The organism is Paenibacillus sp. Soil522, from assembly GCF_001428245.1.
Taxonomy (GTDB): Bacteria; Bacillota; Bacilli; order Paenibacillales; family Paenibacillaceae; genus Pristimantibacillus.
In genome coordinates this window covers 1-25,282 of sequence record NZ_LMRV01000029.1, presented here as the reverse complement: position 1 = coordinate 25,282, position 25,282 = coordinate 1, and the positions used below count along the sequence as shown (strand labels likewise).

The following is a 25,282-nucleotide window of genomic DNA, read 5'->3' as shown; positions in this document are numbered from 1 at the left end:
TATGCGTTATGAAAGGATATTGCCATGCATAGCTCACCATATTTCAAGCGGATTATCTTCATCGTTGTAGGCGCAGCATTGATGCTCATTCATTCATGGGTCAGTTACATCACTTTTCATTATCCCTACTTGGGCATTGGAGTGAAAGCCGGCGGCCCCGGCGCATGGGTGATCTCTGAAATTTATAAAGGCAGCACTGCCGAAAAAATAGGTTTAGCCGTAAATGATACCGTTGTGACCATTGACGGAAAACCAGCGGGCACGCACATCTCCCTTGTGAAATTCAGAGATATTGAACAGGCCCGATCTATTGATGTGATCCGGGGCGGCATTCATTATAGCTATGATATAAGAAATAGCACGAACGATTTCTCAGCCAGATACGTGTTGGGTTTAATAGGCGAGCTTGTCCTATTCGCTATATCTGTCTTCGTCTATTTTAAAGTGAAGCATTCGTATTCCGTCTATTTTCTATTGACGATGTTCCTATTTATGGGACTCGCCTTCATGTGCGCTGAAGCCTCTTCACGCGCAGACGGCATAGCCAAATTCATTACGCTGAACGCGATGTCGTTTATTCCATTTTTGCTCGCCCAGTTTATTTACCATTTTCTTACGGAAAAAGGCTATAAGCTATTTTCTTACGGCTGGCTCAGAAATATCTTTATCCTGCTGACCGCGCTGGCCGTGCTGCGTATTTCGTACTTTTTCGCTGTGCCCATGTATACCTATTTCATTATGGATCGCTATATAACCTTGCTTTGCTTTGCACTCGGTTCCCTGCTTTCGATCATTCTCTTAATTTTTGTCTACCTTAAAAAGCGTCATGAATACTCCTTTTCCGCAGTGGTCATTAAAATTATATTTACCGCCTTTGCCCTATCGTTTTTACCGTTTCTGCTGTTATCGGTCATACCTGACCTATTTGGAAAACCAGTCGTTAGTTACTCTTATGCCGCCCTGTTCATTACCTTATTTCCGGCTACCTTTATTTATTACACCGCAAGGAACAAGCTTTTTCAAAATAGAAGCATTGCCCTTTTCTTGCTGCCTGTTAGAAATAACCGGCTAAGCGCATTTTATCGCATCCTGACGGATCACGGGCAAATTAAGAAGCTGGAGGATACGCAGTACAGCCTGCTGCCGCAAATTTGTACGGCGCTTAGGCTGGAAGCGGCCGCCATACGTTTCAATGACAATACAAGAGTGAGGCTGGCTGTATATGGTCCATTGAATACAACGGAGATGGAGCATGCTGTACAAACCGGCGACTTACACAACTCCAAATACGTCATCTATGCGATCAACCCGGAGTTAGACTTTTCAAGTCATATGATTATGATAAGAAAGCCGCCAAATCTGCCCTTCAACGCCGAACAGCAGCAGTGGATTGCGATGTTAAATGCCCAGCTTTCAATTATAATTGAGAACATATACTTATCCGAGAAGCTGTCGATGAAAGTAAGCGAGCTCATCTCAGAACCAGCAGCTGCTCCAGACAAGCCCGCTGATTCTTACTTGTGGTTCAGAAAATCTCTATATCAAATGCAAGAAAAAGAGCGAAGACGTGTTGCGACTGACCTTCATGACACGGTCATGCAGGATATTTATTTTGCAAAACAGAGAGTTACAACGCTTCGGGACGGGTCGCTCGATCCCGCAGCCTTAAAAAATGAATTAAAAGAGCTTGCCGAATACTTAGACATCATTAATTTAAATGTGCGGGAAACAGGCTTTCACTTATACCCTCATCTTCTGAAGGAAGTCGGATTTGCCGTAACCGCCTCCAATCTGATTGAGACGGAGCGAATGAATGTTCCGTTCAAGCTCCATTTGCGAATTGAACAAAAGGCCGAGTGGGATCAGCTCGAATCCGATGTGCACCATCATTTGTTCCGCATCATGCAGGAGCTGCTTTCTAATGCCAAGAAGCACTCCAAAGCGAACGAGGTCGATTTTCATTTATACAAAGCAAGTCAAGCCTTCGTTCTCGAATATCGCGATGACGGCATCGGATTTGACGATAACATACATAATGACGGCATCGGCTGGCATGGCATCCATCATCGGATCAACAGTTTAGAAGGACAAATGCAGCATTTCACCTCCATTAAAGAAGGATTAAAGCTTATTATTACGCTGCCTGCGGAAGGGAGAGACGTTTTTGAATCCAGAAATTAAAGTACTCATTATTGACGATCATCCGGCAATGGCGTTCGGTATTCAATACTTGTTGGAGCAGAATACACACATTGAGGTGCTTGGCATTGCCGCAAGCGGCAAAGACGGAATTGAGATGGTCCAAAAGCTGCTCCCTTCCGTTGTCATACTCGATTTAAACCTTCCTGACGACACCGGCGTTCATATTGCCGCAGCAATCAAGGAGAAGCATCCCTCCATTCACATCATCATTCATACGGGCTATGATTATGTCCCCTACTTTAATCGTCTCATTGAAAGCGGCGTGAGCGGCATTCTGAATAAAAGCGCATCGCTCCAGGACATTGTCGATATGATCCATGCCGTCATCCGCGGGCATACGATTGTGCCTTTGCCTATATTCAGACAGATTCAGCTGCAGCGCCCCGATCACGTTAAACACTATTGGGAAGCGGATCTGACAACGACCGAACAGAAAATTTTATCTATGTTAGCCGACAAATGCACCAACAGCAAGATTGCCAGCACGATTCACGTTAGCGAGAGCTCTGTCGAAAATTATTTAAAAAAAATATATGGCAAATTGGGCGTTAAATCAAAGGCTGAGGCTCTGACCAAAATTACGAATGACGACCGTTTTCAACGGGTCGTCGATTAAAGCAGCAACTCCCCTCCCATTATGGCAAATATTATTTGCATTCGTACATGCCGGCCCTGCATAGGCTTCATAAAAGCGAATACATGATTTGACAGGATGGAAGGTGAATCGCCGGTGACTGCTTCGTCCTTTGTTATTTTTCCGGATGGCGGCTGGAACAATCTCCCTGCACCATTTCAAAAGCTGTTCGAAAAGCTTAGCGGGCAGCATCACATCTATTTCATTTCAAATGGCCCCGTTTCAACCCTGGCACCCGCAGCTGTAAAGGCTCTTTCATTGAAGCAATTAGAGCATTTCGACTGGAAGGAAGCAGCAGCCGTCGTTATGCATCCTTACTGGATTCAGGCGGCGATGGCTGCCGGCCCGAAGCAGCTTATTGCGATGCCGGATTCCCCCCGGCAGGGTGAGCCGGCGCTTTGGACGAAATGCCGCAAATGGCTGTGCGCGCATGCCGATTTGATCATTGCCGATGCGGAGCTCTATTACTTGGATCAGGCTTTTTGCGCGGAGCATGTCTTCCTGCTGGACGGCCGCGACGAGGTGTGCGACCTGTTGGCAAGGCAGGCCTTTAGCTGGACCCTTAGCGGCTTCTCCCCGAAGCCGCTCATTCGTTTGCAGCAGCGCTGTATGGCGGAACGATACAGCAAGCTGCTTCTCGCGGGGACAGAGAAGCAAGGGGCGAATCGGCTTCAGTCTTTATTTTTCCATGCGGTCTTCCGGTACCTCATTTACGATCTGGAACGGGCGAAAGAGTCACTGCTTGCATCGTTTGAGCTGGCTGTCTTAGAAGAAAAAGGAGACGCGCTGAGCATGTATTACCGCTTTTTGTCCGCGATCGAGCTAAAGCAGGGGCTGACAAGACAGGCTGTCCAAACGTACAGCTTCACCGCGGTCACCGAGGAAGAGAGGCGAACGGTCGACTTTCTCGATGACTGGCTCCATGCCGGGAAGGATGAGCTGGCGGGAGCGCTGCTTTACCGGCTAAACGATGATTTCAAGCAAGCTCTTGAGATGTTGGAGCATATGGAGTTAGAGTCTATGGCGCTCCGGCTGTTCGTCGAGTCCAGTATACAGACCGGCCGCTTGAAGAAGGTGCTCGACCGAATTTCTCCGGAGCAGCTACGGACTGAAGATGAACGGCAGCAATATTTGCTGCTTCGCGGAACCTCATCGATGCTGGAGGGGAAGCGCTACGAGGCGATTCATGCTTTTTTGGAGGCGGCGGAAAGCCGGGTTGAGGCGCTTGGAAATATTGCCGAGCTTGCGGCGCTTGACGCAGCGGTGCAGGAGCTCGCCAAGGAGACGGACCGGTCAACCGGGTTTAATTAAGCGAAGAAGGAGGCGTATCCATGAACGACGGACGCATTTGGCGGCGCAAAATGGCCGGCAACAAGCTGACTGCCATTATGCAGGTACGAAATGAGCAGGGCCGGTACTTAGAGGCGGTTTTGTCCGAGCTGTCCGGCTTTGTCGACGAGATCGTCATTGTCGATGACGCCAGCACGGACGGAACCTACGAGCTATGCCGCTCCTTCGATAAGGTCGTGAAGCTGGTGCGTCTCGATACGTCCCTCTTTCGCTCGGAGTGGCAGCTGCGGGAGAAGCTCTGGCAGGAGGCGGCTGCAACGGAGCCCGATTGGATTCTGTCCGTTGATGCGGATGAAATCTACGAGCAGCGGGCAGTAAAAGCCATTCGGGAGCTTATTAATCAGGACCAATATGATTGGGTTACATTTCGCATGTACGATTTTTGGGGCTCGCTTAGTCATTATCGCGAGGATGAATGGTGGAATTTGCATAAGCGGCATACGATGACGCTCATCCGTTATTTGCCCGGCTATCATTATTATTATCCGCAATGGGAGCATCATGTGCCGAGATTGCCCATTACCGCAGCCGCATTGCCGGGAGTTTGCACCGAGTTTCGGGTGAAGCATCTGGGCTGGGCCGGAAGCGAAGCAGACCGGCGGGCGAAGTATGAGCGCTACAAGCAGATTGATCCATTTGGCAAATGGGGAAATCTCGCGCATTACGAGTCGATTCTCGATCCGCAGCCGCATCTGGTCCGTTGGCGCGAGGAGGGGAATGAGGATTGAGCGAGGCCGCACCTTCTACGGTTACGATATTGACGCATAGTTATTTGGATGGGTATACGCAAAGTATATCACGCCCATTTGGCGGAGGCTTGGAGCGGTACGTACATGCTCTATGTCAAGTAATCTCGCAGATGGGGCTGTGCCCTGTCGTTTATCAGCTCTCTTATTTTGGCGCGTTCGATACGGTCTATGAGGGCGTACGCGTGCGAGGCTGGACGTATGACACAGAAAAAATTGCTGCCGCTTTCGAGGAAATGGCCGGAGCCGCTGAAGGGCTTATCATTTACGGCAGCTGTATCTAACCGAGCGGGCGAACATACAGCGGTACGTTTTCGACAGCAGCATTTCTTTTTACACTTAGCCCTTTTCCGTTTACACTTGGTTTTTTTCAGCTTTGATGAGGCGGGTTTACGACATTTTTTTTTCCTAATAACCCCGTCACAGCGATTCGCCGATTTTGGCATCTCCTCTTCTTCCCCTCGTGTCCATGCTCCGATAATCTATGCCAAATTTAGGGAATTTGAAACGGCGATTGTTACGCAGTTTATGTAAGCGGCCGATCCTTGTACAATTCAAGAATATCCGGGGTATTTCCGCAGTGGCTACCCTCATTTTGTATTTCGGCGGGACAGATAGGATCATTATCCGTACTGGGCCTAATTGGAACAGAAGTAAATATTGCCTGGTGGGAGGCGTAAACCGAGGACGATATTTATATCAGATTTCACACGGTTCATATGAGGTTAATCTTTCCGGCCGACAATAGATTCCCAAATAATAAATTTGAGTCCCCAAATATATTTATGCATAAATAAACCCAATTATTATCGAAGCGGATTATTACACAAAGTCCGTAGTAACCCGGATAAAATCTATAATTAGCTAATAACCTTTTATTATTAATTGCATATTTACAACTATTACTTACATTAGCAAAGTGTCATATACCTGCTCCATAGGTTTCCGAAGGCATGAAAAATGGACAGAACGGAATTTCCGTTTCTGTCCATTTTCAACCTGTCCTTATTAATGAAGGCATGCCTGTTGAATGACCCCATTTAAGCACTTTCTGATCCGCTATATCGACGTTTTATCTCATGTACCGATAGTGATGGAGATGCACACAAGATGAAGCAGCATTGTCTTTTTCACTCCATACTCCACCTGGAATACTGTTCTAACCCGTAAATAGCGGGTGTGAGGGCGTTCGATTGGCGAGCAGCCCCCCATTTCAACTTATCTAGCACATCAGAAAATGTATTTGCCTCATCATTGCAGCGCAGCCCCTCATTCGGTGTGTCAGGCCAGCATTCTATGGCTCATTTTTATATCTCCATATTAGAAATAGAGAACGAACTCGCCACCAGACGCCAATCTCCTCCGCAAAACGACTAGAATAGCCATTAAATGGGCTTTTTTTCGCCCGGAAGCCGCATATATTTCATTTTTAGGTGAGGGAGAACTGCAGCAGCTGCTCGATATTGGCCTTCATTTCGAAGGGCTCGTCGGTCGACTCGAACCGTTTTATGACATTCCCTTCGCGATCGATCAGAAACTTCGTAAAGTTCCATTTGATTGAGTTGCCCTCCAGGTAATGCGGCAGCTCCTCCTGCAGGAAGGAATTAAGCATCTTTCCGCTTGGGTTGCTTGTTTCAAAACCATCAAAAGGCGCTTCTTCCGTCAAATGCTTGAATAGAGGGTGAGCCGCTTCGCCGCGTACATCGGTCTTTGTGAAGAGGGGGAACGTAACCCCATAGTTCATCTGGCAAAAGCTTTGCACATCGGAATTTGCACCCGGCTCCTGCTCGCCAAATTGGTTGCTTGGAAAACCAAGTATTTCGAGCCCCTGCTCTTTATACTCGGCATATAGCTTTTGCAAATCCGCATATTGCGGCGTAAAGCCACATTTGCTAGCCGTGTTGACGACAATCAGTACCTTGCCTTTATATTGCTCCATGCTTATGAGTTCACCTTTAATAGTCTCCAGCTCATACGAATAAACGCTCATTGCCTTTTGCCTCCTTTAGGTCTACATAGATTTTAGCAAATTAAATTGTATACAATTTATTTATTAGAAAAGAATACCATGAACATCAAGGACTTGTCAAACCAGTTTATCGGGCGCCTATGGATTTTTTTTGCTTAAAAAATCAATAAAAAACGACGTTCCGCAAGAGAACGACGTTATCTCATCATGTTTTATCAAGTTTAGAAGAGAGGTTGATTTTATTGCCTTATATATTCGAAAATAGCTAACAGATGTTCGGGTGCAGCTGGTTAATCAACTGCTGATCAATCAGATCAAACAGACTTATAAAAATATGAACATAATACGGATCAAACAGCGTACCGGCATCCATAAGCAGTTGTTCTTTAGCCACACGCGACGATAATTTCTTATGATAGGGGAGGATTTTGACCATGTTGTCGAATGAATCGACAATGGCGCATATCCTGGCGAATACCGGGATGTCTTGTCCACGTAAACCATAGGGAAAGCCTTGTCCATCCCAGCGTTCATGATGAAGCTCCACGATATCGATAATATGGCCGTCGATTTTATTGAGTGCTCTCAAACTTTCAGCTCCTAAGGTTGGATAGCGCTTCAATATTTCCCTTTCAATTGGCGAAAACGAGCCGGTTTTCTTCATGAATTGTATAGGAATCAATAACTTCCCGATATCATGCAGCCAACATCCATTAACCAACTGATAGGTTTGTTTCCCGTCCAAATGCAAATGCGAGGCTATCATTTCGGCGATTTCAGCAACGCGTAAACTGTGATTGTAAATCTCTCTGTCTTTCTTTTTCAATTTGTTCATTGCTTCTAGCATCAATAAACTCGTCATTGGATTTTTCTCCAATCCTGATGTAACTTGCTATCATTATAATTATTATTTCATTAGAACAAAATGGACATTTTCAAACAGTCCTGATGGATTTTTTAAACTTCTGATTAAACTGCCCAGATGGATTTTTTTAGATATTATAATCTGTTCATAAAATTGCACAACAAAAACGCCGTTCCTCAGACGAACGACGTTACTTCATTATTGATTATTTAAGCTCAGAAACCAGCTTGTTTTTTTCGCCTCATCTATTCATCGTACTTTCACACCGTTCTTCTCACGAAATTCGGATGGATAAAGTCCCGTTTCGCGTTTGAATATACGGCTGAAATAGTTAGGGTCCGAATAGCCGACTACGAAAGCAACATCTTTGGCGAGCATATCCTGATGCTCCACTAGTAATTCCTTGGCCGTATCAACTCGGAGCTGTACGATATATTTGGCAGGTGAGAGTCCCTTGGACTTGGAAAAAATCTTACTCAAATAAGAAGGTACAAGTCCAAACTGATTAGACAGTTTTTGATGATCAATCGGCTCGGCAAAATGCTCGTTCAAATACTCCTCGATTTTTTGAACGATATCAACGTTCGTTTCCTCATCGTCCAAATCAGCAATGCGCATCGAGAAAAACGTATCAATGGTACTACATACATTCTGAGAGAGACTTTCATAGTCAGAAGCATGGGCGATTATATATTGAACGTAATCCGGAACCGCTGACATACACAGATGATCGATGTGCAGCGTTTGAAGCAAGCCCTCCAGGATGCGTGTTAAGCTATGCTTCACATAGATTTGTCTTGGCGGCGCTTGCCTCCAACTGTCAACTATTTTCATAACTTCCGTCTTGAAGAGTTCGACATACTGCGGCCCGACAGTGAGGGAGAGCTTCCGCTCCAAAAACGGATTGGAATTAAGGGGAAATTCGGAACGGACGGCGTCGTCTTGGATCGAAATCCGGGTCGAGACTCCAAATATCATATTCCTATACAAGGTTGATCGCATGGATTGTGAAAAAATTGCTGTTTGCCGTATGTCTGAGTAATACGGGCTATATGCGATCGAAATAGGCAAATCCCCTCCGAGCCAATCCGCGACCGTTTTCGCCCATTCATCCGGAGAGCGAAGTTCTGCTTGATTCTTGTATAAAGAAAGGCAGATCCATCTCTCTGAAACAGAATTCCCATTTAAGACAGTCAGATCGCCAAATCCCCCTGCCGCTTCGCCCTCAGCTGTTTTTTGCAAATCGTATCGCTCCCAGAACGCTTTTCCAGGAATGTCGTCATTGTATGTAAAAATGGGCATCGATCCCGCACAGCAAAGCATCAGCATATGCGCTGCATATAAACCTTCTTCTTCGAATGGATCATCAGCCCGCCGCTCCCCTTTGATCAGAGAAGCAGCTGCTTGTTTGTACCTATTTCTTTTCCTTTGCACCATCTCGGTGTATAAGTCGTCAAGCATTGTTTTAAGTTGCATTTTTGACAGCGGTTTAAGCAGATAATGCATGATGCCAAGCTGCATGGCTTCTCTCGCATAATCAAATTCCTGATATCCGCTAAGCAGAATGATTTGAATATCCGGAAAGCGCTTTCGAACTTCGCGTGCCAATTCGATCCCATCCATAATCGGCATGCGAATGTCCGTTATAATCATATCAGGCTGTATCTTCTTAAGAAGATCCAACGCCTCTTGACCGTTGTAAGCCATGGCAACGACTTCAAAGCTGTCGTGGGTGGACTCGATCATTGATTTGAGGCCGCGCCCAATAGGCGGTTCATCCTCAATAATCATCACTTGAATCATTTGCGCTTCCTCCAAATTCGAATTCTACTGTGGTTTAAAGTTCGGATTTGTGTTTCACTCCGATGCGAACAATTGTACCGGTAGGATGGTTCGTTGAAATTTCATAAAAAGCTTGCTCGTCGTAAGTAAGTCTCAGACGCATTAATGTATTGAAAAGACCGACACCGTCTTGATTATCGGAAGATTCTTTAATTTCACTGCTATAATCGGCGTTATAATGATCTTCGGAATCCATTCTCCGTTGTAGTTTTTCAAGAACTGCCGGATCAAAACCATCCCCCCAATCCTTGGCTTCAAACAACCAGCTATGATCGAAAGTTTGCTTAATTGACAGGTGGATTACCCACGGGGGACTGCTTTTTTGAAAGGCATGACGAAAACAATTTTCGATAAGGGGCTGGAGTATCAGACGCGGTGCCTTTGAAGAGAGCGTTGCTTCATCGATCTCCAACCGATATTGGAAGTAATCCTCGAATCGTTCTTTCATAAGTTCCAGATAAAGCTGCGCATACATGATTTCATCCCGAATGGTAACTTCTTTATCCTGATGCTGTGAAGTATACCTGAACATACGGGCAAGCTTCTCACACAATTCCATCACTTTATCTACTCCGGCTTGCTCGCCTGCTGAGCCAATGACCGCCAGCATATTATACAAAAAGTGCGGATTCATTTGCGCTTCCAACGCATTAATACGAGCCCTCAATTCCCGCGAACGTGCTTGTACATCTTGCTCCATCGAATCCTTCAGCCGCGCGAACATGCTATCGAAGGCTCTGCTGATGAGAATGAATTCATTATTGGAATCATCCGTTTTAATGGAAGGGTTGTCCAAACTGGCATCCCGAATCAAGTTGCTAATTTTGCGGATACGCTTGGTCAATTGTTTGGTAATAACAAAAATCATGATAAAGCTGAGAATAATGAAAATTATACTTACGACGACTGTTATTCTGCCTACTACTTTAATAGAGGAAAGCAACACAGACTTAGGCGCTGCAAGGACAATATTCCACTGGCTTAAAGGAGACTTTTGATAGGTCAAGATATAATTGGATTGATTCAGATTTCTGGTCATGGAGGCAACAGAATAGCTCGTTGATTGGTCTCCAAGCAATTGCTTCAATGTAATATCTTCTTGCGTCTCAGTTCCTTGCCTTATATACGCCAATTGCCCGTCCTTGTCAAAAACGTACACTTGCATTTCGGCGATATTAGGCGCATCCAGGGTCTCTGCGAATTTCGAATCGCTTAGCTGAATTTCGATCATGCCGAACGTCTCCATAAAATTGCGAAATACCCGATAAAACGAGACTACCTTTTGAGTTTCATCATTAGAAAAGAGATCGGCATGCGGACCGATAAAGTTAATATTATCATTTTCAATATTTCGCTTATATTCAGCATGAAAAGAATCGCTTTTCAGCTCGGCACGAATCGCGTCGTTGTCTGCCGGAGCCACTCCCAAGCTTACATAATCGCCGCGGTCATTATATAGACTGATACGTGATATATTAAAATCGGGGCTTTTAATGGTAGCCAAATAATTCTTTACCTTACGTTCCGCTTCGGAATGATTTCTAAAGTAGTTTTCAATATATACGGACTCGGCTGCCTGTCTCATAATATCTATGATCTCGGAATTATGGATAATTTGAAATGTGATATGATTTAGCTCGCTATGGAACGAGTCGGTTTCTTTTGACATCCTCGCTGTTAATTGCTCCATATTTTCGATGGCTTCCTTCTCCAAACGACCAGACATGTAATAATAGAAAAACGAGAAGGAAGATATAATCAGCAGTAGAGTCAACAATGAGAAAATCAGGAACATATTTCCCTGCACACCAATCCTTGCTTTGATCAAATCCCCCTCCTTATATGCTTTAGCAGCATATCTTGATTATTACATCACACAATACATCCAAATATCAATAACGCTTTTTACCAAAAAAACTGCCTTTACATAAAAAGAATAACCATATACGCTACTTACATAGACGGTATTTATTAGGTCCATACATATAACAAATGGAGAGGTATCACATGAAAAGTTATTATTCAAAAGGCTTCATTCTTGTTACCGGGTTGGTTTTAGCACTTGTTGCATCTGCTTGCAGTTTAAATACCATCAAGTCGGGACCATCAACAGCACCAGCAGGAGAAACTGACGTAAAAGTTTCATCATCAGACACCGCTAAGCCGCAGACCACAATCAAAGTCTATATAAGCTCAGACGCTATTAATAATGAAATGGAAAAAATAATCAATGATACATTTACGGCCAAGACTGGAATTAAAGTAGAATTGGTAGTTGTTCCCGGTGATGATGTGTATAAAAAAATAGATATGGATCTGGCTTCCTCCGTCTCTACAATCGACGTGATCCCATTAGCCAATCCTTTACCGCTTGATCAATATGTTAAAAAGGGTTTCCTGCTGCCATTAAACGAGTTGTTGGAAGCAGAGCTTTACGATGCAGATAAAATTCATGGTAAATATTTAACAAAGTACAATGGAAATATCATCTATTCTTTGCCTGAAAGCGTATCGATGTGGGCCGTATTTTATAATAAAAAAATATTTGATGATGCCCATGTTCCTTACCCGCCTGCAGAATGGACATGGTCGCAATATATCGATACAGCAAAAAAACTAACCGACCCTGCAAAAGGAATCTATGGATCGTATATGCTGGATTTTGACATCTATATGTTTATGCTCGCAAGAGAACATAATGTTTCGGCCTACAAGGAAGACGGTACATCAAATTATGACGATCCGATCTTTAAAGAAAGCTTGGAATTTTTTGGGGATTTAGGGAATGTTCATAAGATTCAGCCCAATTGGCTAGATTACAAAGCAAAACAGCTGCAATGGGATGGGTTTATGTCCGGGAAATACGGAATGCACTTTATTGGTAACTGGTATACGGGTCTGCTCACCAACGAAAAGGATTTCCCGAAGGAATGGAAATGGGGCGTTACGCAAATTCCAACGGATGGAATGGGAACGAATAATTTCGGTGTAACCTATACCCATGCTGTGAATAAATATTCGGCCCATCCGAAGGAGGCTTTGGCATATGTGAAATTCAAGGCAGAGTACGGTGCAATCATACGCGGAAACATACCTGCTTTAGCAGACCCGATGGCTCAAGAAGATTCCATTAAGCACATCGCCGAGCTTTCCAACGGCAGCGTAACCGTAGATGAACTTTCGAAAGCGTTCTTTAACAACAAATTGGGGTATGTTCAAGAAAAAAATATAGGGCCTGCTGCAGCGGAGTACAGCAGAATTATTTTGCAGGAAAGCGATCTTTATCTTAGTGGTATAAATTCGTTAGACGATACAATCAAAGCCATAAAAGATAAAGCAGATGCAGCCATACTTAAAGAAAAACAATAACAAATTTCACGCTTGTAAAAACTACACTGTCGATTAATGTAAAAAAAGCCGCGGCATGCTGCGGCTTTTTTTACATTAAAGACTGATATAATCGGGTTCATGGCATCTTTTTTCTACTATGAATCATCTCGCAGCCTGAGAGCAGTCCTCTTCGTGTCATCACATTTATTAGTGCGATTGCTTCTTTCTTCCGCCCAGCCATTCCGTGAACAATGCGTAATCCTGCTCGACCCGGTCCGCATACGAGACAGCCCAGCCCGCAATCGACGCGCAAAATGCATCCTCGTCATTGCCCATTGCCTTTACAATTTCCACTTCGCTATGGTAAGCGAGAATACCCTGCGCCACATCGGCATCCGCACGCGCATGCAGCTTAGCCGTCAGTTTTCCCATGCTGGTCGTGACGGATAGCAAATCGCCCGCCGTCTCAAACGAATCAAGCTTGAGACGCTTCTTGTACGGCGATCGCTCCCGCACGTAAAATTGGCGCTCTCCAATGGACAGCCAGCCGAGATAGGGATCCGCTTCGTGATGCATCGCCTTCTGCGTCATCGTCACCCGCTTGCCCTGATGCTCGAACACCGACCAGAAAGTCTCGTCATACGGCATGAAGTACGCCGGAACCGGTACTCGTACCTCTTTCACCTCAAGCACAATATCATCCCCTCCTTGCTCTTCCTCGCCCGCTTCAATTAATACGTAGAATCGGTCGAGACCGATGGAGGCTGTTCCCGAGCCATGCTTCACCGCAATGTCCTTCACCTGAAAATGGCGAAGCTCCTCCGCGTCATCCGCTGCGACGGTAGTCAAATAAACCGGCCATGCTTCAAGCAGAACAGCTCGTTCCTCATCGGTTGGCGGAACGATTTCATCGGTCGCCGCAAACTGTCGATGCTCCTGTACGAGTGCGGTCACCTTTTCCAGGAAATGCTGATCCTTACGTTTTTGCAGTTTTTTGAGCAGCTTCTTCACGGGTCCTTCCGCCTGATCGACGTCGATTGCATACGTGGCGGGATCATCCTTTCCCTTCACGAATCGGCGCATTTGCTTGGAATACGCCTGCAAGTATGCTTCAATGGAGCTGATTTGGCTATCATGCATAAGCCCCTTTAATCTTCCAACGAGTGCGATGCTAACCGACATCCGCAGCAGGTCATACAAATACGAGCCCAAATAGCCTTCATCGAAATCATTCACGTCATAGACAAGCGTACCCTGCTCATTGCGGAAGGCGCCGAAGTTTTCGAAATGCAAATCGCCCTGAATCCAGGTCGGGCGGTTGACTGGCGTATGATACGGAAACCATTCCCGTGACACATCGAAATAAAACAAATAAGCGCTGCCGCGAAAAAAGGAAAATGGCGTTTCCGACATTTTAAGATATTTTTCCTCGCGCTTGCTACGCTCAAGCTTCATCATTTTGTAATCAAATTCTTGAAATATCGCGGATAATGTCCGCCTTCTAAGCTTATTCTGGGTTAGCTTTACTCGTTCTGTCAGCTTCGGATCCATAGGCTCTTCCTCCGTTAAACTACGATTCTAGTTTTTTCAGCCTCATATAATCACTAATCATAGCAAGACGCCACGGAATAATCATGCCAAACGCAAGCAAATAGAAAATCGCCCCGGTTTGCGGAATCGACATATACTTCTCGACGACACCGTGCAGTAATAGCCGAATGATAAAGAGCGTCAGCATAATAAATACAAAGGCCTTCGAGCGTCTAACGTATATTTCGGATTCAACGCGTTCCAAACGGGTCGTGACGATTAACGGAAACGCAAAGATCAGCATACCGGTCAAAAAAGCAGAAAATCCCCAGAACCACGGAATATGAGTCACCGAGAAGGCAAACATAATGAAGCCCGTTGCCATGCCCAGCGGCGGTATTACAATTTTTCGCAAGGAGGTAGGCTTTTTTCCGGCTCGTATACGAAGTATGATAAGTGTGAGGCCAGCTAGAGCCGATACGATGACCGAGCCGGCTTGGATCAAGTGTGTAGACAACAACACCGCGTCCTCCCTGTCGTATGGTATTGATGCCCTATTATTTCTTTCATCGTACTGCAAAAAAAGATTCACTGCAAACACAGAATGGATTGAGCTACCCCTGTCAATATCAATCTCAATTGGTGCTTAGGAGGGAATTCTATGGCAACGAGTGTCGCATTAGTAAAACCAACTATATCATTAAAGGATGCTTATTTATCATTCTATCACGAGTGGCTGGAAAGTGGAGAGAACATGGTGCCATGGGTGATCAGCAGGGGCCCGGCCTCTGCTCTAGATATATGCAAATTGGCGGAACTAACAAGAGCTTTTCCAATTAGTCCAAGTACTCAAGGAAATCGCGAGCCAGCTCATATCGGACGACCCGTGCCCGATTGCCGCTGTAAGAGGGCAGCAGCCAACCTTTTGCGCACAGCTTTTGCAGCAGTATAACCGCCGTTTTGTGATCGATTTCAAGATGCCGTTCCACATCCTTCGGCCGAATCGGATGCGCTTGCTGAATCGCGAGCCGTACAATTTCTTTTTCTGCAAGCAGTGTACGGGATATCGGCGACTGTCCGGACTGAAATCTGCTCATCAACATACGAAGCAACGTTATGCAAAGCGCAGGTTGCTTCTCTACGTCATCGTAAGCGAAAGAAATAACACGGTAACCCATTGCGAACAAAAAGGTTTCGCGGTTCAGTTCATTGCAGTATTTTTGCCGATCCATATCGCGTACATGCGAAGCAAAACCTTTAATTTCAAAAATCAGCTTGACCATCCCCGGCAGCCAGGCAAAATCAGCAAAGTATGATCTTCCTCGCCAATCGATAACTTCATACTCAGGATGGAGATGCTGGAAGTCACCCCGGAGCGGCCACCATACATTGCGTAAAAAGAGCGCTTCGGCATGGCCATGCCCTCTCTCCAGCCTGCCGCGGCGTTCGCCCTTCCTATTATCGATGTGATATTGAATAAATGAGCGATGCGTTTCATCATATGCCATTTCGATCATCCTCTCTGGAAAAATAGAAAACGTCCCGGTATCACTCACACAGGAGTGTTAACGGGACGTTCTTCGTCTCTTGACTATGATTATAGGACAACCAACCGGATAAGGCTAGTCCCTGTATTCAATTCGCTCAGCAAGCTCAGACTTGTGCTTACTGTGTGTTTTGGAATGCTTTCATATTATACTGCTCGGCATCCTATTCCTGAAATCAGCAGATTTTCATATTGGCCGCGTAATCTGGGCTCGAGAGCGCGAAAAGCAGGAGATTTCCCGTTAATCTACTCCATAGGAAACTCTAACGCTCTGATTGGACCTCTTCAGCAGCTCCAAATGACCGATAACGCATATCCTGACATATTTAGCAGGATTATCTCCTGTTAAATCGTCGAATTTCTTTGGTAAATCAACTTAACAGGAATTTCTCCAGCTAATATCGGGGATAGCTCAAGAACTAGCCCGTTTCGAGCGAATTAACAGGAGTAATTCCTTTTATTTGCACGAAAAATAGCTCGAACGCGCGATTAGCAGGAATTTTTCCCGTTAGTTAGTAATTAGTTAGTTAGTCAATCAGCTAATCGGTTATTTAGTCAGTTCGTCGGTTATTCAGTCAGTTAGTCGGCTATTTAGTCAGTTCGTCGGTTATTCAGTCAGTTAATCGGCAAGTTAGTTAGTTAGTTAGTTAGTTAGTTAGTTGACTGTCATGAAAGCTCAATGAACGAAGGATGAATATTTTATCAAGAGAAATACTCCTCTTAGTTCTAATCAATCCGGGAAGCCCGGCCGCTTACCGGTCGCGATTATCCGCAAGCCGGTAGCCTGCGCCGCGCACCGTAACGATATATTTTGGCGCTACGGCGCTGTCCTTTAATTTTTTGCGCAAGCTCTTAATATGGGCATCGACCAAGTTGCTGCCGCCATAGAACTGCAAGCCCCACACCGTATCGAGCAGCGACTCCCGCGTAAGCACGGAACCGTCCGATGATATGAAATGCAGCAGCAAGTCATATTCCGTCTTCGTAAGATCGATGCGCTGTCCGCCCCGGTCAACGGTCATTTTTTTGAGATCAATCGTAATATCCTTAAATGAACGAATCTCTTCGACCGCAGCTTGAGCTCTGAAAACCGGTCGATTCAGCAGCATACGATTGATTTGCTTTATCGCTTGCTCCGGCTTAGCCGGCCATACAAGCAGCTCCGCCGCTCCAAGAGCGAAAGTGCCGCGCGAGTCATACGACTTCTGATCCAGCAGAATAAGAACAGGAACCGCGTGTAGATCGGCAGATTCCAGCAATTCCGCTCCTGCCTGCAGCGTATTGCCCGTGGCAGCATGTACGACTGGTATTGCATCATAGACGAGCAGCTCCGGCTGCAGGCTTTGAAGCATGCTTTTGTTAAAATCATGCAGCGAAAACACATCGAAGCATTCAGCCGACAAAGCGACAAGCAAGCTCTTAACCCGTTCAGGCAGCGGACTAATAATCATGACCCGCTGGGTTATCGAGCAAAGCATCCCGTTTTGAAGCAGCTCTTCCTCCGAATACCCGGCTGACTCGCTCTGTTCTAAAGAATCTCCCGCATTCACGAAAGCCTCGTCTCTTATGGTTGTTTCGTCATGCATGGTTCACAAACCCCCTCTAATACGACCTGTACATGCTCAATCTTATACTTCGTCTCCAAAGCGGCCTTCTGCAGCCACCCGCCCGGCAATTCGGTAAGCACTTCATCCACGCGGCCGCATACGGTGCACACGATATGCTGATGCTCGTCCGTACGGGCATCATAACGGCTTACCGCTTCGCCTAGCTTCAGCTCCCGAATGAGTCCCACATCCGTCAAATAGCGGAGCGAGTTGTACACCGTGCCGTAGGCGAAGTTGAAGCCTTTGCCGCGCAGCCGGTCTATGACATCCGCCGCCGTTGGATGGTCATCCGCATGCTGCACCACTTCAAATATCGTTTTACGCTGTATCGTTAAGTTAATTTTGTTCATAAGAACATCATTCCTTTTATATACTGACTTTAGACTAAGTATAAAATTATAAGCCGAAACGGTCAACCTTGACGTCCGCTGTAAGAGACCTTATAACTCTATTAATAGATTCCCCCATCTATGAAAACGCTTTAATTTTTTTGTCGAAATTAATAATCTGAATATTTACAAAATTCTAATAAAGGTGTATACTGAACCTATCTTAAACGAGAGGGGATAGCCCATTGACGTAGGTTAGCGATGCATGTCCCATTAACTCGGGAAGGAGAGTACCGAAGGAACGACTGGACATGCGGGGACTCAGCGAAAGTGTAGTTGACGGCCACTTGGATGACAGGTACTTATGGAAGGAAAGGATTTGAAACAAATCGAAAGGAAGTTGATCGAGGTCAATTAAGTTAGGATCGAAGTCGATAAGGTTTGTAACAAATTCGAAAGGAAGAAGAAGAAGAAGAAGAAACAAGGCAAGCAGCGGATTGGAGCGTTTGAATAAATTGAATAGTAGTCTACCAAGCATGTGAAGGGCTTCTGGTTATCTCGGATAAGCAGAAGCCTTTCTTATTTGCGTTTATAAGATTGGACTGAGCAGTCTGGAGACCGATTCTTTTAAACGATTTATAAACGGACGCTTAGCGTAAATGTCAGCTGTCAACTGAATACAATTTTGTGCATCTTCCTCAAAAATGCGTTGCAGCTTAGCCGATGTCTGCGTATCATAAATAAACGCATTCATCTCGAAATTCAGCTTGAAGCTGCGAATATCGAGATTGGCTGTTCCAACGGAAGCGACCTTGCCGTCAATGATAAGCGTTTTTGCATGAAGGAACCCTTTCTCATACAAATAGCATTTGACCCCGTCTGCGAGAAGCTCCCCCAAATAGGAATGCGTCGCCCAATAAACGAAGAAATGATCCGGCTTGCTCGGCAGCATGATGCGTACATCCACCCCCGACAAGGAAGCAATCTTCAGTGCTGTCATCAAGCTTTCATCCGGCACAAAATAAGGCGTTTGCAAGCAAATCGTCTTTTTGGCCGCATAAATCATTTTGATATAGGCATCTTTAATTTGCTGGTATTCCGTATCCGGACCGCTCGCCACCAGCTGCATGCCGATCGTGCCCGTATTATTGCTCATAATCGGAAAATACAGTTCATTCAACTCGATTCTGCCCGAAGCCGCCAGGTTCCAGTCCATAAGAAACTGCGCCTGCATTTGCAGAACGGCGTTGCCGAGCACCCTTAGATGCGTATCGCGCCATTCACCGAAATGCTTACTCAATCCCAAGTATTCGTCACCGATATTAAAGCCTCCGATATAGCCGATTTGCCCATCGATTATAACGAGCTTTCGATGGTTGCGATAATTGATTTTCAAATTCAAATAAGGAATTCGCGACGGAAAAAATGCCGCTTCCTTGCCGCCGGCGGCGATCAGCTCTTGAAAATAACGCTTCGGCAAGCTGGAGCTTCCTATATGATCATACAAAAATTTAACCTCGACGCCTTCTGCCGCCTTCGCAGCGAGCACCTTCACGAGCCTTCTTCCAAGCTCATCATCGCGGACGATATAATACACGAGATGGATATGGTGCTTAGCCGCTTCGATATCCTTGAGCAGCGCATCAAACTTCTGCTTGCCATCAGTGAAGATCTGGGCCGCATTGTTGCTCGTATATACCGCGTAACTCGTCCTCAGGTTCATGTAGATCATGTCCTGGTAGCTGTGCATGGCAGGATCATTAAACGAAATTTCGTTATCGCGCAGCTGACGCATTTGTCTCTCGACCGTATGCTCGATTATGCGCTGACTGTCGCCGAGCAGCTTGTACAGCTTTCTTCTGCGAATCTTCTGGCCCAATATTAAATACAATACAAACCCGATGACGGGAATGAAGAAAAGAACCATCAGCCATGCCCAAGTCGTGCTCGCGTTACGCCGTTCAAGAAAGATGACAGTAACCGCCAAAAAAATGTTTAGAAGCATAATAAGTGCGTATGCGTTTTGCATAATAGCCATCCGTATATAAGCACCTCAATTTTATGTAAAAGCTAATGCGATCATACTCTAAGCACGATGTATGTTCAAGCCTGATAATATGCTACAATTCAAGCAGAAACGCCTTGCGCCTGTTGATAACAGCTCAAGATCCGCCCAGCATAATAGATAAGTCCGGCATCAAGGTTGAAAATGGTATTCTCATTTAATCCCAATAAGACCCGCAGAAGTGGCACTGGAGGAACAACGATGGACATACGAAAACTTAGGCTCGACGAGAAAGCGCTCGGAACCTTTAGTGAAGAGCGTGACGAATATGAACGGGATTATGCAAGGCTCATTCAATCCCCCGCCTTCCGCCGCCTGCAGGGCAAATCACAGGTGTTTGGCGCAGGTACGGGCGATTACTATAGGACAAGATTAACCCATTCGCTGGAAGTGTCGCAAATTGCGCGCGAGGTTGCGCGCAGACTCGGCAAGCAGTATGAGTTCCTCGCGCGCAAGGAGCATCCCGGACTCATATTAGACCCTGCGGTAGTGGAAATTGCGGCGATCGCCCATGATCTCGGCCACCCGCCCTTCGGCCATAAAGGCGAGGAAGTGCTCAACCGTGTGCTCATGGAGGAGCACGGCATGCCTTATGAGGGAAATGCGCAAAACTTTCGTATCTTAATGTTTCTGGAGAAACGCGCAGGAAGCGGAAGCGGCTTGGATTTAACCGCGGCTGTACTGCTCGCCATTAACAAATACCCATTCAGCCTCGATGAACCCGGCCGTCTAAAGGGCTTGTACAGCACCGAGTGGGGAGAAATCGAGCAGCTTCGCCGGGCATGGAAAATTCCAATCGGCTGCTCAACGCTAGAAGCGCAGCTGATGGACCTGTGCGATGACATCGCTTATTCCACGCATGACATCGAAGACGGCATTCGTGCCGGCAAAATTCATATGAACCGCACCTTCTTCGAGGACAACAGGCTCATCGACCATGTCGTTCAAGAAATTGTCGAGGACAAGGGCAATACCGGAATCGGCTGGGGAGAGGTCGATATTCCCTCGATGGTGAAGCGCGTGCTCGTCTCTTATTTCGAGCAGTGGGAAGCTCTGTATGTAAGCTGCGAACGCGAGTCCTCCCGCACAAGGCGGGAGATGAAGGCGCGCTGGGTCAGCTTATTCGCAGGCAAGGTCGGCATCATTGACGATAAATTGCGCGGCTGGAAAACAGTCACGTTCGTCAACGGGGGACAGCAGGATATCGAATTGCTGCGGACGATGGAAATATTGAAGAAGCTCGCTTGGGTGACGCTCATCAAGGATTTTCGCGTTCAGCGCCTGCAAATGCGCAGCGAGATTATGATTCGCAGACTGTGGGACAGCTTTAAGGTGCCCGAATACGGCCGTCTCATCATCCCGCCGGACTGGATCGAAAATTTTGAGCTCCACAAGAGCAAGTGGAGCTGGCCGCGATTTGTCGCCGATTATATTTCAGGCATGACCGACGCATACGCCGAGAAGGTATACGCTGAGCTTTATGCCAGCAAGTCAGGCTCTATTTACGAGATGGATTAAAGAATCGAAAGCGCAGCTGCGAATGAGATAAGCTCATTTACCGGCTGCGCTTTTTTTGACATAAATAATATTGCTAAAGCTTCCCCCATATTTATCCAACCTTCCCGGGTATAAAACGATATATCGTTTGTCAATCCTATAACGGAGGAGGTGATTGATAATGGCTAAGGATGTATTATGTGAAGTGAATTCATGCAAGTACTGGGCTGCAGGGAATAATTGCGCCGCCTCTTCTATTTATGTTGTCAGCAACCGCGGCAAGCAAGCCAGCAATTCCGAAGAAACAGATTGCAAAACTTTCGAACCAAAGATTTAACGTTTGGCTTTACTAATAGAAGCAGCGCAGGCGCCCTGAACCGATTGTCCGTAAATGCTCGGTCTCGTACAGATGCGGCTTGCGCCGCTGCTATTGCTCTTTATTTTGCGACAGGAACCGCGTCAAAATATTCTTCAAGCGTCTCGCCGCTTTCAGCGAGCTCGGCAGCCAAATCCTTACCTACATAACGCAGATGCCATGGCTCGTACTGATAACCGGTGATCTCTTCCTTCCCCTTCAAATAGCGGATAATAAATCCGTACTCATGCGCATGCTCCTCAAGCCACAGCGCTTCCTTCGTATCCGCAAAGCAATCGGCTGCCGCGCATTTGCCCTCGCTGCCGGAAACGTCGATCGCAAGTCCCGTTTCATGCTCGCTTGTTCCTGGGACAGCGCTGTACGTTTTCGCCTTTACCAAGCCGTCTCTCTTCGTGTAACGGTCAAACAGCGCCTTTTGCGTGCTATGCGAGCGGTAAGCGGATACGCCTGCGAGCAGGATGCCGTCATCCTCCGCCGCTTTAAACATTTGCTCCACCGCCGCTGCAGCTTCCTGCCGCATTTTGCGCTTTTCAACCTTTTCGGAAAATATAAATCGGACGTCCGGATACACTAAATCTGTAGGGTTATAATCCTCCGGCAGCTTATTTTGCTTGTTCAAGAGCACGGCAATATCCGCAGGCTGAGCGATAACCGCAATACCGTCCTCGGTCTGCGCCGCTTGTCCGGCTCCAGTCTCCTCATCCGGCTTCGCCGTCTGCGAGTTGTCCTTGCCCGCATTTTTCGCCGGATTCTCCGCCGCTTCGCCGCCAGGCTCGTCCTTCGTGCCTGAATCGCTATCGCCCGTCACTTCCCCGCCGCTTTCCGCCGCACCATTATCAGCAGCAGCCTGCTTAGCGGGAATTGTTGCCGACTCTCCTGTTTTCATAAAGGAGTAACTAATTACCATCGCGGCGCATACCATAACGAACAGCAGCAGCCTACTTCCTCTTTTTTTCATGCTAACCTCCAGTTATTATATTTACATATTTTTCATGTTGGTATACTTGTATCCATGCCTTGTCCAATGCCGGCTCATTAATAGACTACTAAAACGGCCGCAATGTTGCAATCTCACAGCCTGGAAATGATGTCAGCGGATGTATAAGTGAAAACGTTTGTTTTTTCGTCATTTTCAGATATTTTTATTGGGCTTGAAGGAGCCTTTTGCCTTTTGACATTCGACTATAATTAGGAGCATAATGGATAAGAATTTACAAAACGCATATATATTATATTAGCAGGCTGGCTGCCTCTGTGAGACGGCCTGTTTTTGCTTTGAAAGGTAGGCGGTTATATGACATTTCTAACTTCAAAACGCTTGTTAAGCACAAGGCCAATCCTTTTTTTCTCGTTTATTATGCTTCTCAAAAGCTATCTGGCATGGATGGTTATTTTCGAGGACGGATTCTCCTGGACGACGATTTTAAAAGAAATTCCGTTTGTTCTGATCGTGTACTGTCTCATAGAGTATTTCGCATCCAAACGCAAGCTCATCTACTATTTAATAGCGAATCTGGTGATGACGCTCATCTTGTTCGCCGTCATTATGTATTACAAGTATTACGGCGTTATCGTTACCTATCTTGCACTCGAGCAGGTGAATCAGGTTACAGCGGTGAGTAACAGCGTATTCTCGCTGATGGACCCTTACTTCCTGCTGATCTTCACCGATATTATCATTATGGCTACCTTGTTGTTTCGCCGCAAGAAGGCGCTTAATTGGAAAAAAGAAAGCTCCCGTAAGGAAAACAAACGGCTTGTCGTTGCGTTGTTCAGCATTTCGATCGCGCTTTGCTTGTTTAATATTTTACCAAACCGCGCCAGCATGAATGAAATTGTCAAAGCGGAGCAAATGGGCATTCTCAATTATGAGGCTTATACGATTTTCTCAAAAAAAGATATTGATTTCGTTGATTCAACCCATATAACGCAAGCAAAAATCGATACCGTCAAAAAGATCGAGCAGCCAGCTGCGCCGCAGCTTTGGAAGTCGGCAGCCGGTAAGAACGTCATTATCATTCAAATGGAGTCGTTCCAAAACTTCCTCGTCAACCTGAAAATCGACGGGAAAGAGATTACGCCAAACATCAACAAGCTTGTGAAAGAAAACTATTATTTCAAGCATTTCTATCAGCAGGTCGGCCAAGGCAACACATCCGACGCTGAGTTCGTCGTCAATACGTCCTTCTATATTCCGCCGCGCGGCGCGGCAACGATGATATACGCGGACAAGGAGCTTCCAAGCTTGCCGAAAATGCTGAAAGCGATCGGCTACGATACAACAACGTTCCATACAAATGTCGTCGAGTTCTGGAACCGCGGCGAGATGTATAAGGCGCTTGGCTTTGACCGTTATTATGATCAAAAGTTTTTCGGAACGGAAGATACCGTATTTTTCGGTTCCTCGGACGAACAACTGTACAAGAAAACAGCAGCCGAGATGGAACGCATGAGCCAAAACGGCAAACCGTTCTACTCGCACGTCATTTCGATGACATCGCATCATCCGTTTACGATTCCTGCAAGTAAATACAAAATGACGCTTCCGGAGCGTTATGAGAACACATTCGTCGGCGATTATATCCGTGCGCAAAACTATGCGGACTTCGCGCTTGGCCAGTTCATTGCCGATTTGAAGGAACGCGGCATTTGGGATAACAGCTTGATTCTGCTTTACGGCGATCATCTCGGCCTCCCGATTTACTCGCTGGACCGTGAAGACAAAGAGCTTATGGCTGAAATTTACGGCCATGAATATGGTTATACCGATATGATGAACATTCCGCTCGTTGTGGCTTCGGCAGGCATGACAGAGGGGAAAGTATTCGATCAGCTTGGCGGTCAGGTGGACATTTTGCCAACGATCGCGAATCTGCTCGGCATCTCCTTGGACGATCATATCCACTTTGGCCAAGACTTGTTCAATCAATCGTATAACATGCTGCCGCAGCGTTATTATCTTCCGACCGGCTCTTTTTTAAGCAGCAAGGAGCTGTTCATGTCAGGAAGCGGCTACGAGGACGGCAAGCATTACCCGCTGGCAGGCGACGGCATTAAGGAGCAGATAACCACGGAGGATGAGTACCAGCGCGCGTTGGAGCTGCTCAACCTGTCTGACAGCTACGTAAGCCAATTGCCAAGTTGGAAGAAAGAATAAGCCAAGCGTAAACGGCTGTCGCCGTCCTTTGGCGGCAACAGCTTGTTTCGCGGTGAAATATAAGCTTATTTATAAATGTGAAACTTATAAATTCTTATATTTAAATAGAAAAGGCTCACTTTGAAGCGCAATATGCTGGGGACTGACCCCCTAACGTGAGACAAATTAAAACACCTTCAAGAAAATGCATCCATGTCGTAAGATGTGGGGATAACCTTGGAGGTGTTTTTGCATTGA

At 46.1% G+C, this 25,282-nt stretch carries 21 protein-coding genes; 9 read left to right on the top strand and 12 right to left on the bottom strand.

Annotation, left to right across the window (positions count from 1 at the left end; translation table 11 throughout):
• Positions 1-24: 24 nt before the first annotated feature.
• From ASG81_RS06610 to ASG81_RS06590, 5 genes are all read left to right on the top strand, one after another.
• Positions 25-2,181, top strand: a complete 2,157-nt coding sequence (locus ASG81_RS06610) for a histidine kinase (protein WP_056630815.1) — start codon at positions 25-27, stop codon at positions 2,179-2,181.
• The gene (locus tag ASG81_RS06605; RefSeq protein ID WP_056630812.1) at positions 2,165-2,818 is read left to right on the top strand and encodes a response regulator transcription factor; all 654 of its coding nucleotides are present in this window, start codon (positions 2,165-2,167) and stop codon (positions 2,816-2,818) included. Before ASG81_RS06610 ends, ASG81_RS06605 begins: the two co-directional genes overlap by 17 nt.
• 114 nt (positions 2,819-2,932) lie before the next feature.
• On the top strand, positions 2,933-4,147 hold the full coding sequence (locus ASG81_RS06600) for a hypothetical protein (protein WP_056630809.1): 1,215 nt from the start codon (positions 2,933-2,935) through the stop codon (positions 4,145-4,147).
• Positions 4,148-4,167: 20 nt separating this feature from the next.
• Positions 4,168-4,914 carry a glycosyltransferase gene (locus ASG81_RS06595; protein ID WP_056630807.1) on the top strand — a complete coding sequence of 249 codons (747 nt, stop codon included), beginning with the start codon at positions 4,168-4,170 and terminating at the stop codon, positions 4,912-4,914.
• Positions 4,911-5,216, top strand: coding sequence for a hypothetical protein (locus ASG81_RS06590; RefSeq protein WP_056630805.1), 306 nt, complete (start codon positions 4,911-4,913; stop codon positions 5,214-5,216). Before ASG81_RS06595 ends, ASG81_RS06590 begins: the two co-directional genes overlap by 4 nt.
• 1,145 nt (positions 5,217-6,361) lie before the next feature.
• Here ASG81_RS06590 and ASG81_RS06585 read toward each other — a convergent pair.
• The 4 genes from ASG81_RS06585 to ASG81_RS06570 form a co-directional block, all read right to left on the bottom strand.
• A complete protein-coding gene (locus ASG81_RS06585) occupies positions 6,362-6,922 on the bottom strand; it encodes a glutathione peroxidase (protein WP_056630802.1) in 561 nt (186 codons plus the stop codon).
• 244 nt (positions 6,923-7,166) lie between these two features.
• Entirely contained in the window at positions 7,167-7,763 is a 597-nt protein-coding gene (locus ASG81_RS06580) for an HD-GYP domain-containing protein (protein ID WP_056630800.1), read from the bottom strand.
• Between the two features lie 252 nt (positions 7,764-8,015).
• The gene (locus ASG81_RS06575) at positions 8,016-9,569 is read right to left on the bottom strand and encodes a response regulator (RefSeq protein ID WP_056630796.1); all 1,554 of its coding nucleotides are present in this window, start codon (positions 9,567-9,569) and stop codon (positions 8,016-8,018) included.
• Positions 9,570-9,603: 34 nt separating this feature from the next.
• The gene (locus ASG81_RS06570) at positions 9,604-11,436 is read right to left on the bottom strand and encodes a sensor histidine kinase (protein ID WP_056630793.1); all 1,833 of its coding nucleotides are present in this window, start codon (positions 11,434-11,436) and stop codon (positions 9,604-9,606) included.
• 179 nt (positions 11,437-11,615) lie between these two features.
• On the opposite strand from ASG81_RS06570, the gene ASG81_RS06565 reads away from it, so the two are divergent.
• Entirely contained in the window at positions 11,616-12,977 is a 1,362-nt protein-coding gene (locus ASG81_RS06565; protein WP_056630788.1) for an ABC transporter substrate-binding protein, read from the top strand.
• A 168-nt stretch (positions 12,978-13,145) separates the two neighbouring features.
• On the opposite strand, the gene ASG81_RS06560 is transcribed toward ASG81_RS06565, so the two are convergent.
• The 7 genes from ASG81_RS06560 to cls all read right to left on the bottom strand — a co-directional run bounded on the left by ASG81_RS06560 (position 13,146) and on the right by cls (position 19,988).
• Entirely contained in the window at positions 13,146-14,489 is a 1,344-nt protein-coding gene (locus ASG81_RS06560; RefSeq protein WP_056630785.1) for a DUF2252 domain-containing protein, read from the bottom strand.
• Between the two features lie 19 nt (positions 14,490-14,508).
• The gene (locus ASG81_RS06555; RefSeq protein WP_235548759.1) at positions 14,509-14,991 is read right to left on the bottom strand and encodes a CcdC family protein; all 483 of its coding nucleotides are present in this window, start codon (positions 14,989-14,991) and stop codon (positions 14,509-14,511) included.
• Positions 14,992-15,304: 313 nt separating this feature from the next.
• Positions 15,305-15,976, bottom strand: coding sequence for a hypothetical protein (locus ASG81_RS06550; RefSeq protein WP_056630778.1), 672 nt, complete (start codon positions 15,974-15,976; stop codon positions 15,305-15,307).
• Positions 15,977-16,766: 790 nt separating this feature from the next.
• Positions 16,767-17,600: a winged helix-turn-helix transcriptional regulator gene (locus ASG81_RS06545; RefSeq protein WP_056630775.1), complete on the bottom strand. Its 834-nt coding sequence runs from the start codon at positions 17,598-17,600 to the stop codon at positions 16,767-16,769.
• A complete protein-coding gene (locus ASG81_RS06540) occupies positions 17,579-17,971 on the bottom strand; it encodes a Fur family transcriptional regulator (protein WP_056630771.1) in 393 nt (130 codons plus the stop codon). The genes ASG81_RS06545 and ASG81_RS06540 overlap by 22 nt, the downstream gene beginning before the upstream one ends.
• Positions 17,972-18,173: 202 nt before the next feature.
• A complete protein-coding gene (locus ASG81_RS30630; protein WP_155971272.1) occupies positions 18,174-18,488 on the bottom strand; it encodes a hypothetical protein in 315 nt (104 codons plus the stop codon).
• 51 nt (positions 18,489-18,539) lie between these two features.
• Entirely contained in the window at positions 18,540-19,988 is a 1,449-nt protein-coding gene (cls, locus tag ASG81_RS06535; protein ID WP_056630768.1) for a cardiolipin synthase, read from the bottom strand.
• 228 nt (positions 19,989-20,216) lie between these two features.
• On the opposite strand from cls, the gene ASG81_RS06530 reads away from it, so the two are divergent.
• Both ASG81_RS06530 and ASG81_RS29620 read left to right on the top strand, forming a co-directional pair.
• Positions 20,217-21,533, top strand: a complete 1,317-nt coding sequence (locus ASG81_RS06530) for a deoxyguanosinetriphosphate triphosphohydrolase family protein (protein WP_056630765.1) — start codon at positions 20,217-20,219, stop codon at positions 21,531-21,533.
• A gap of 160 nt (positions 21,534-21,693) precedes the next feature.
• Positions 21,694-21,849 (top strand): DUF1540 domain-containing protein, encoded by a 156-nt coding sequence (locus tag ASG81_RS29620; protein WP_081417172.1) that lies wholly within the window; start codon positions 21,694-21,696, stop codon positions 21,847-21,849.
• A gap of 100 nt (positions 21,850-21,949) precedes the next feature.
• Here ASG81_RS29620 and ASG81_RS06525 read toward each other — a convergent pair whose 3' ends face one another.
• Positions 21,950-22,846, bottom strand: coding sequence for a M15 family metallopeptidase (locus tag ASG81_RS06525; protein WP_056630762.1), 897 nt, complete (start codon positions 22,844-22,846; stop codon positions 21,950-21,952).
• Between the two features lie 336 nt (positions 22,847-23,182).
• Between ASG81_RS06525 and ASG81_RS06520 the strand changes: the two genes are divergently transcribed.
• A complete protein-coding gene (locus tag ASG81_RS06520; RefSeq protein ID WP_056630759.1) occupies positions 23,183-25,045 on the top strand; it encodes an LTA synthase family protein in 1,863 nt (620 codons plus the stop codon).
• The last annotated feature ends 237 nt before the right edge of the window (positions 25,046-25,282 follow it).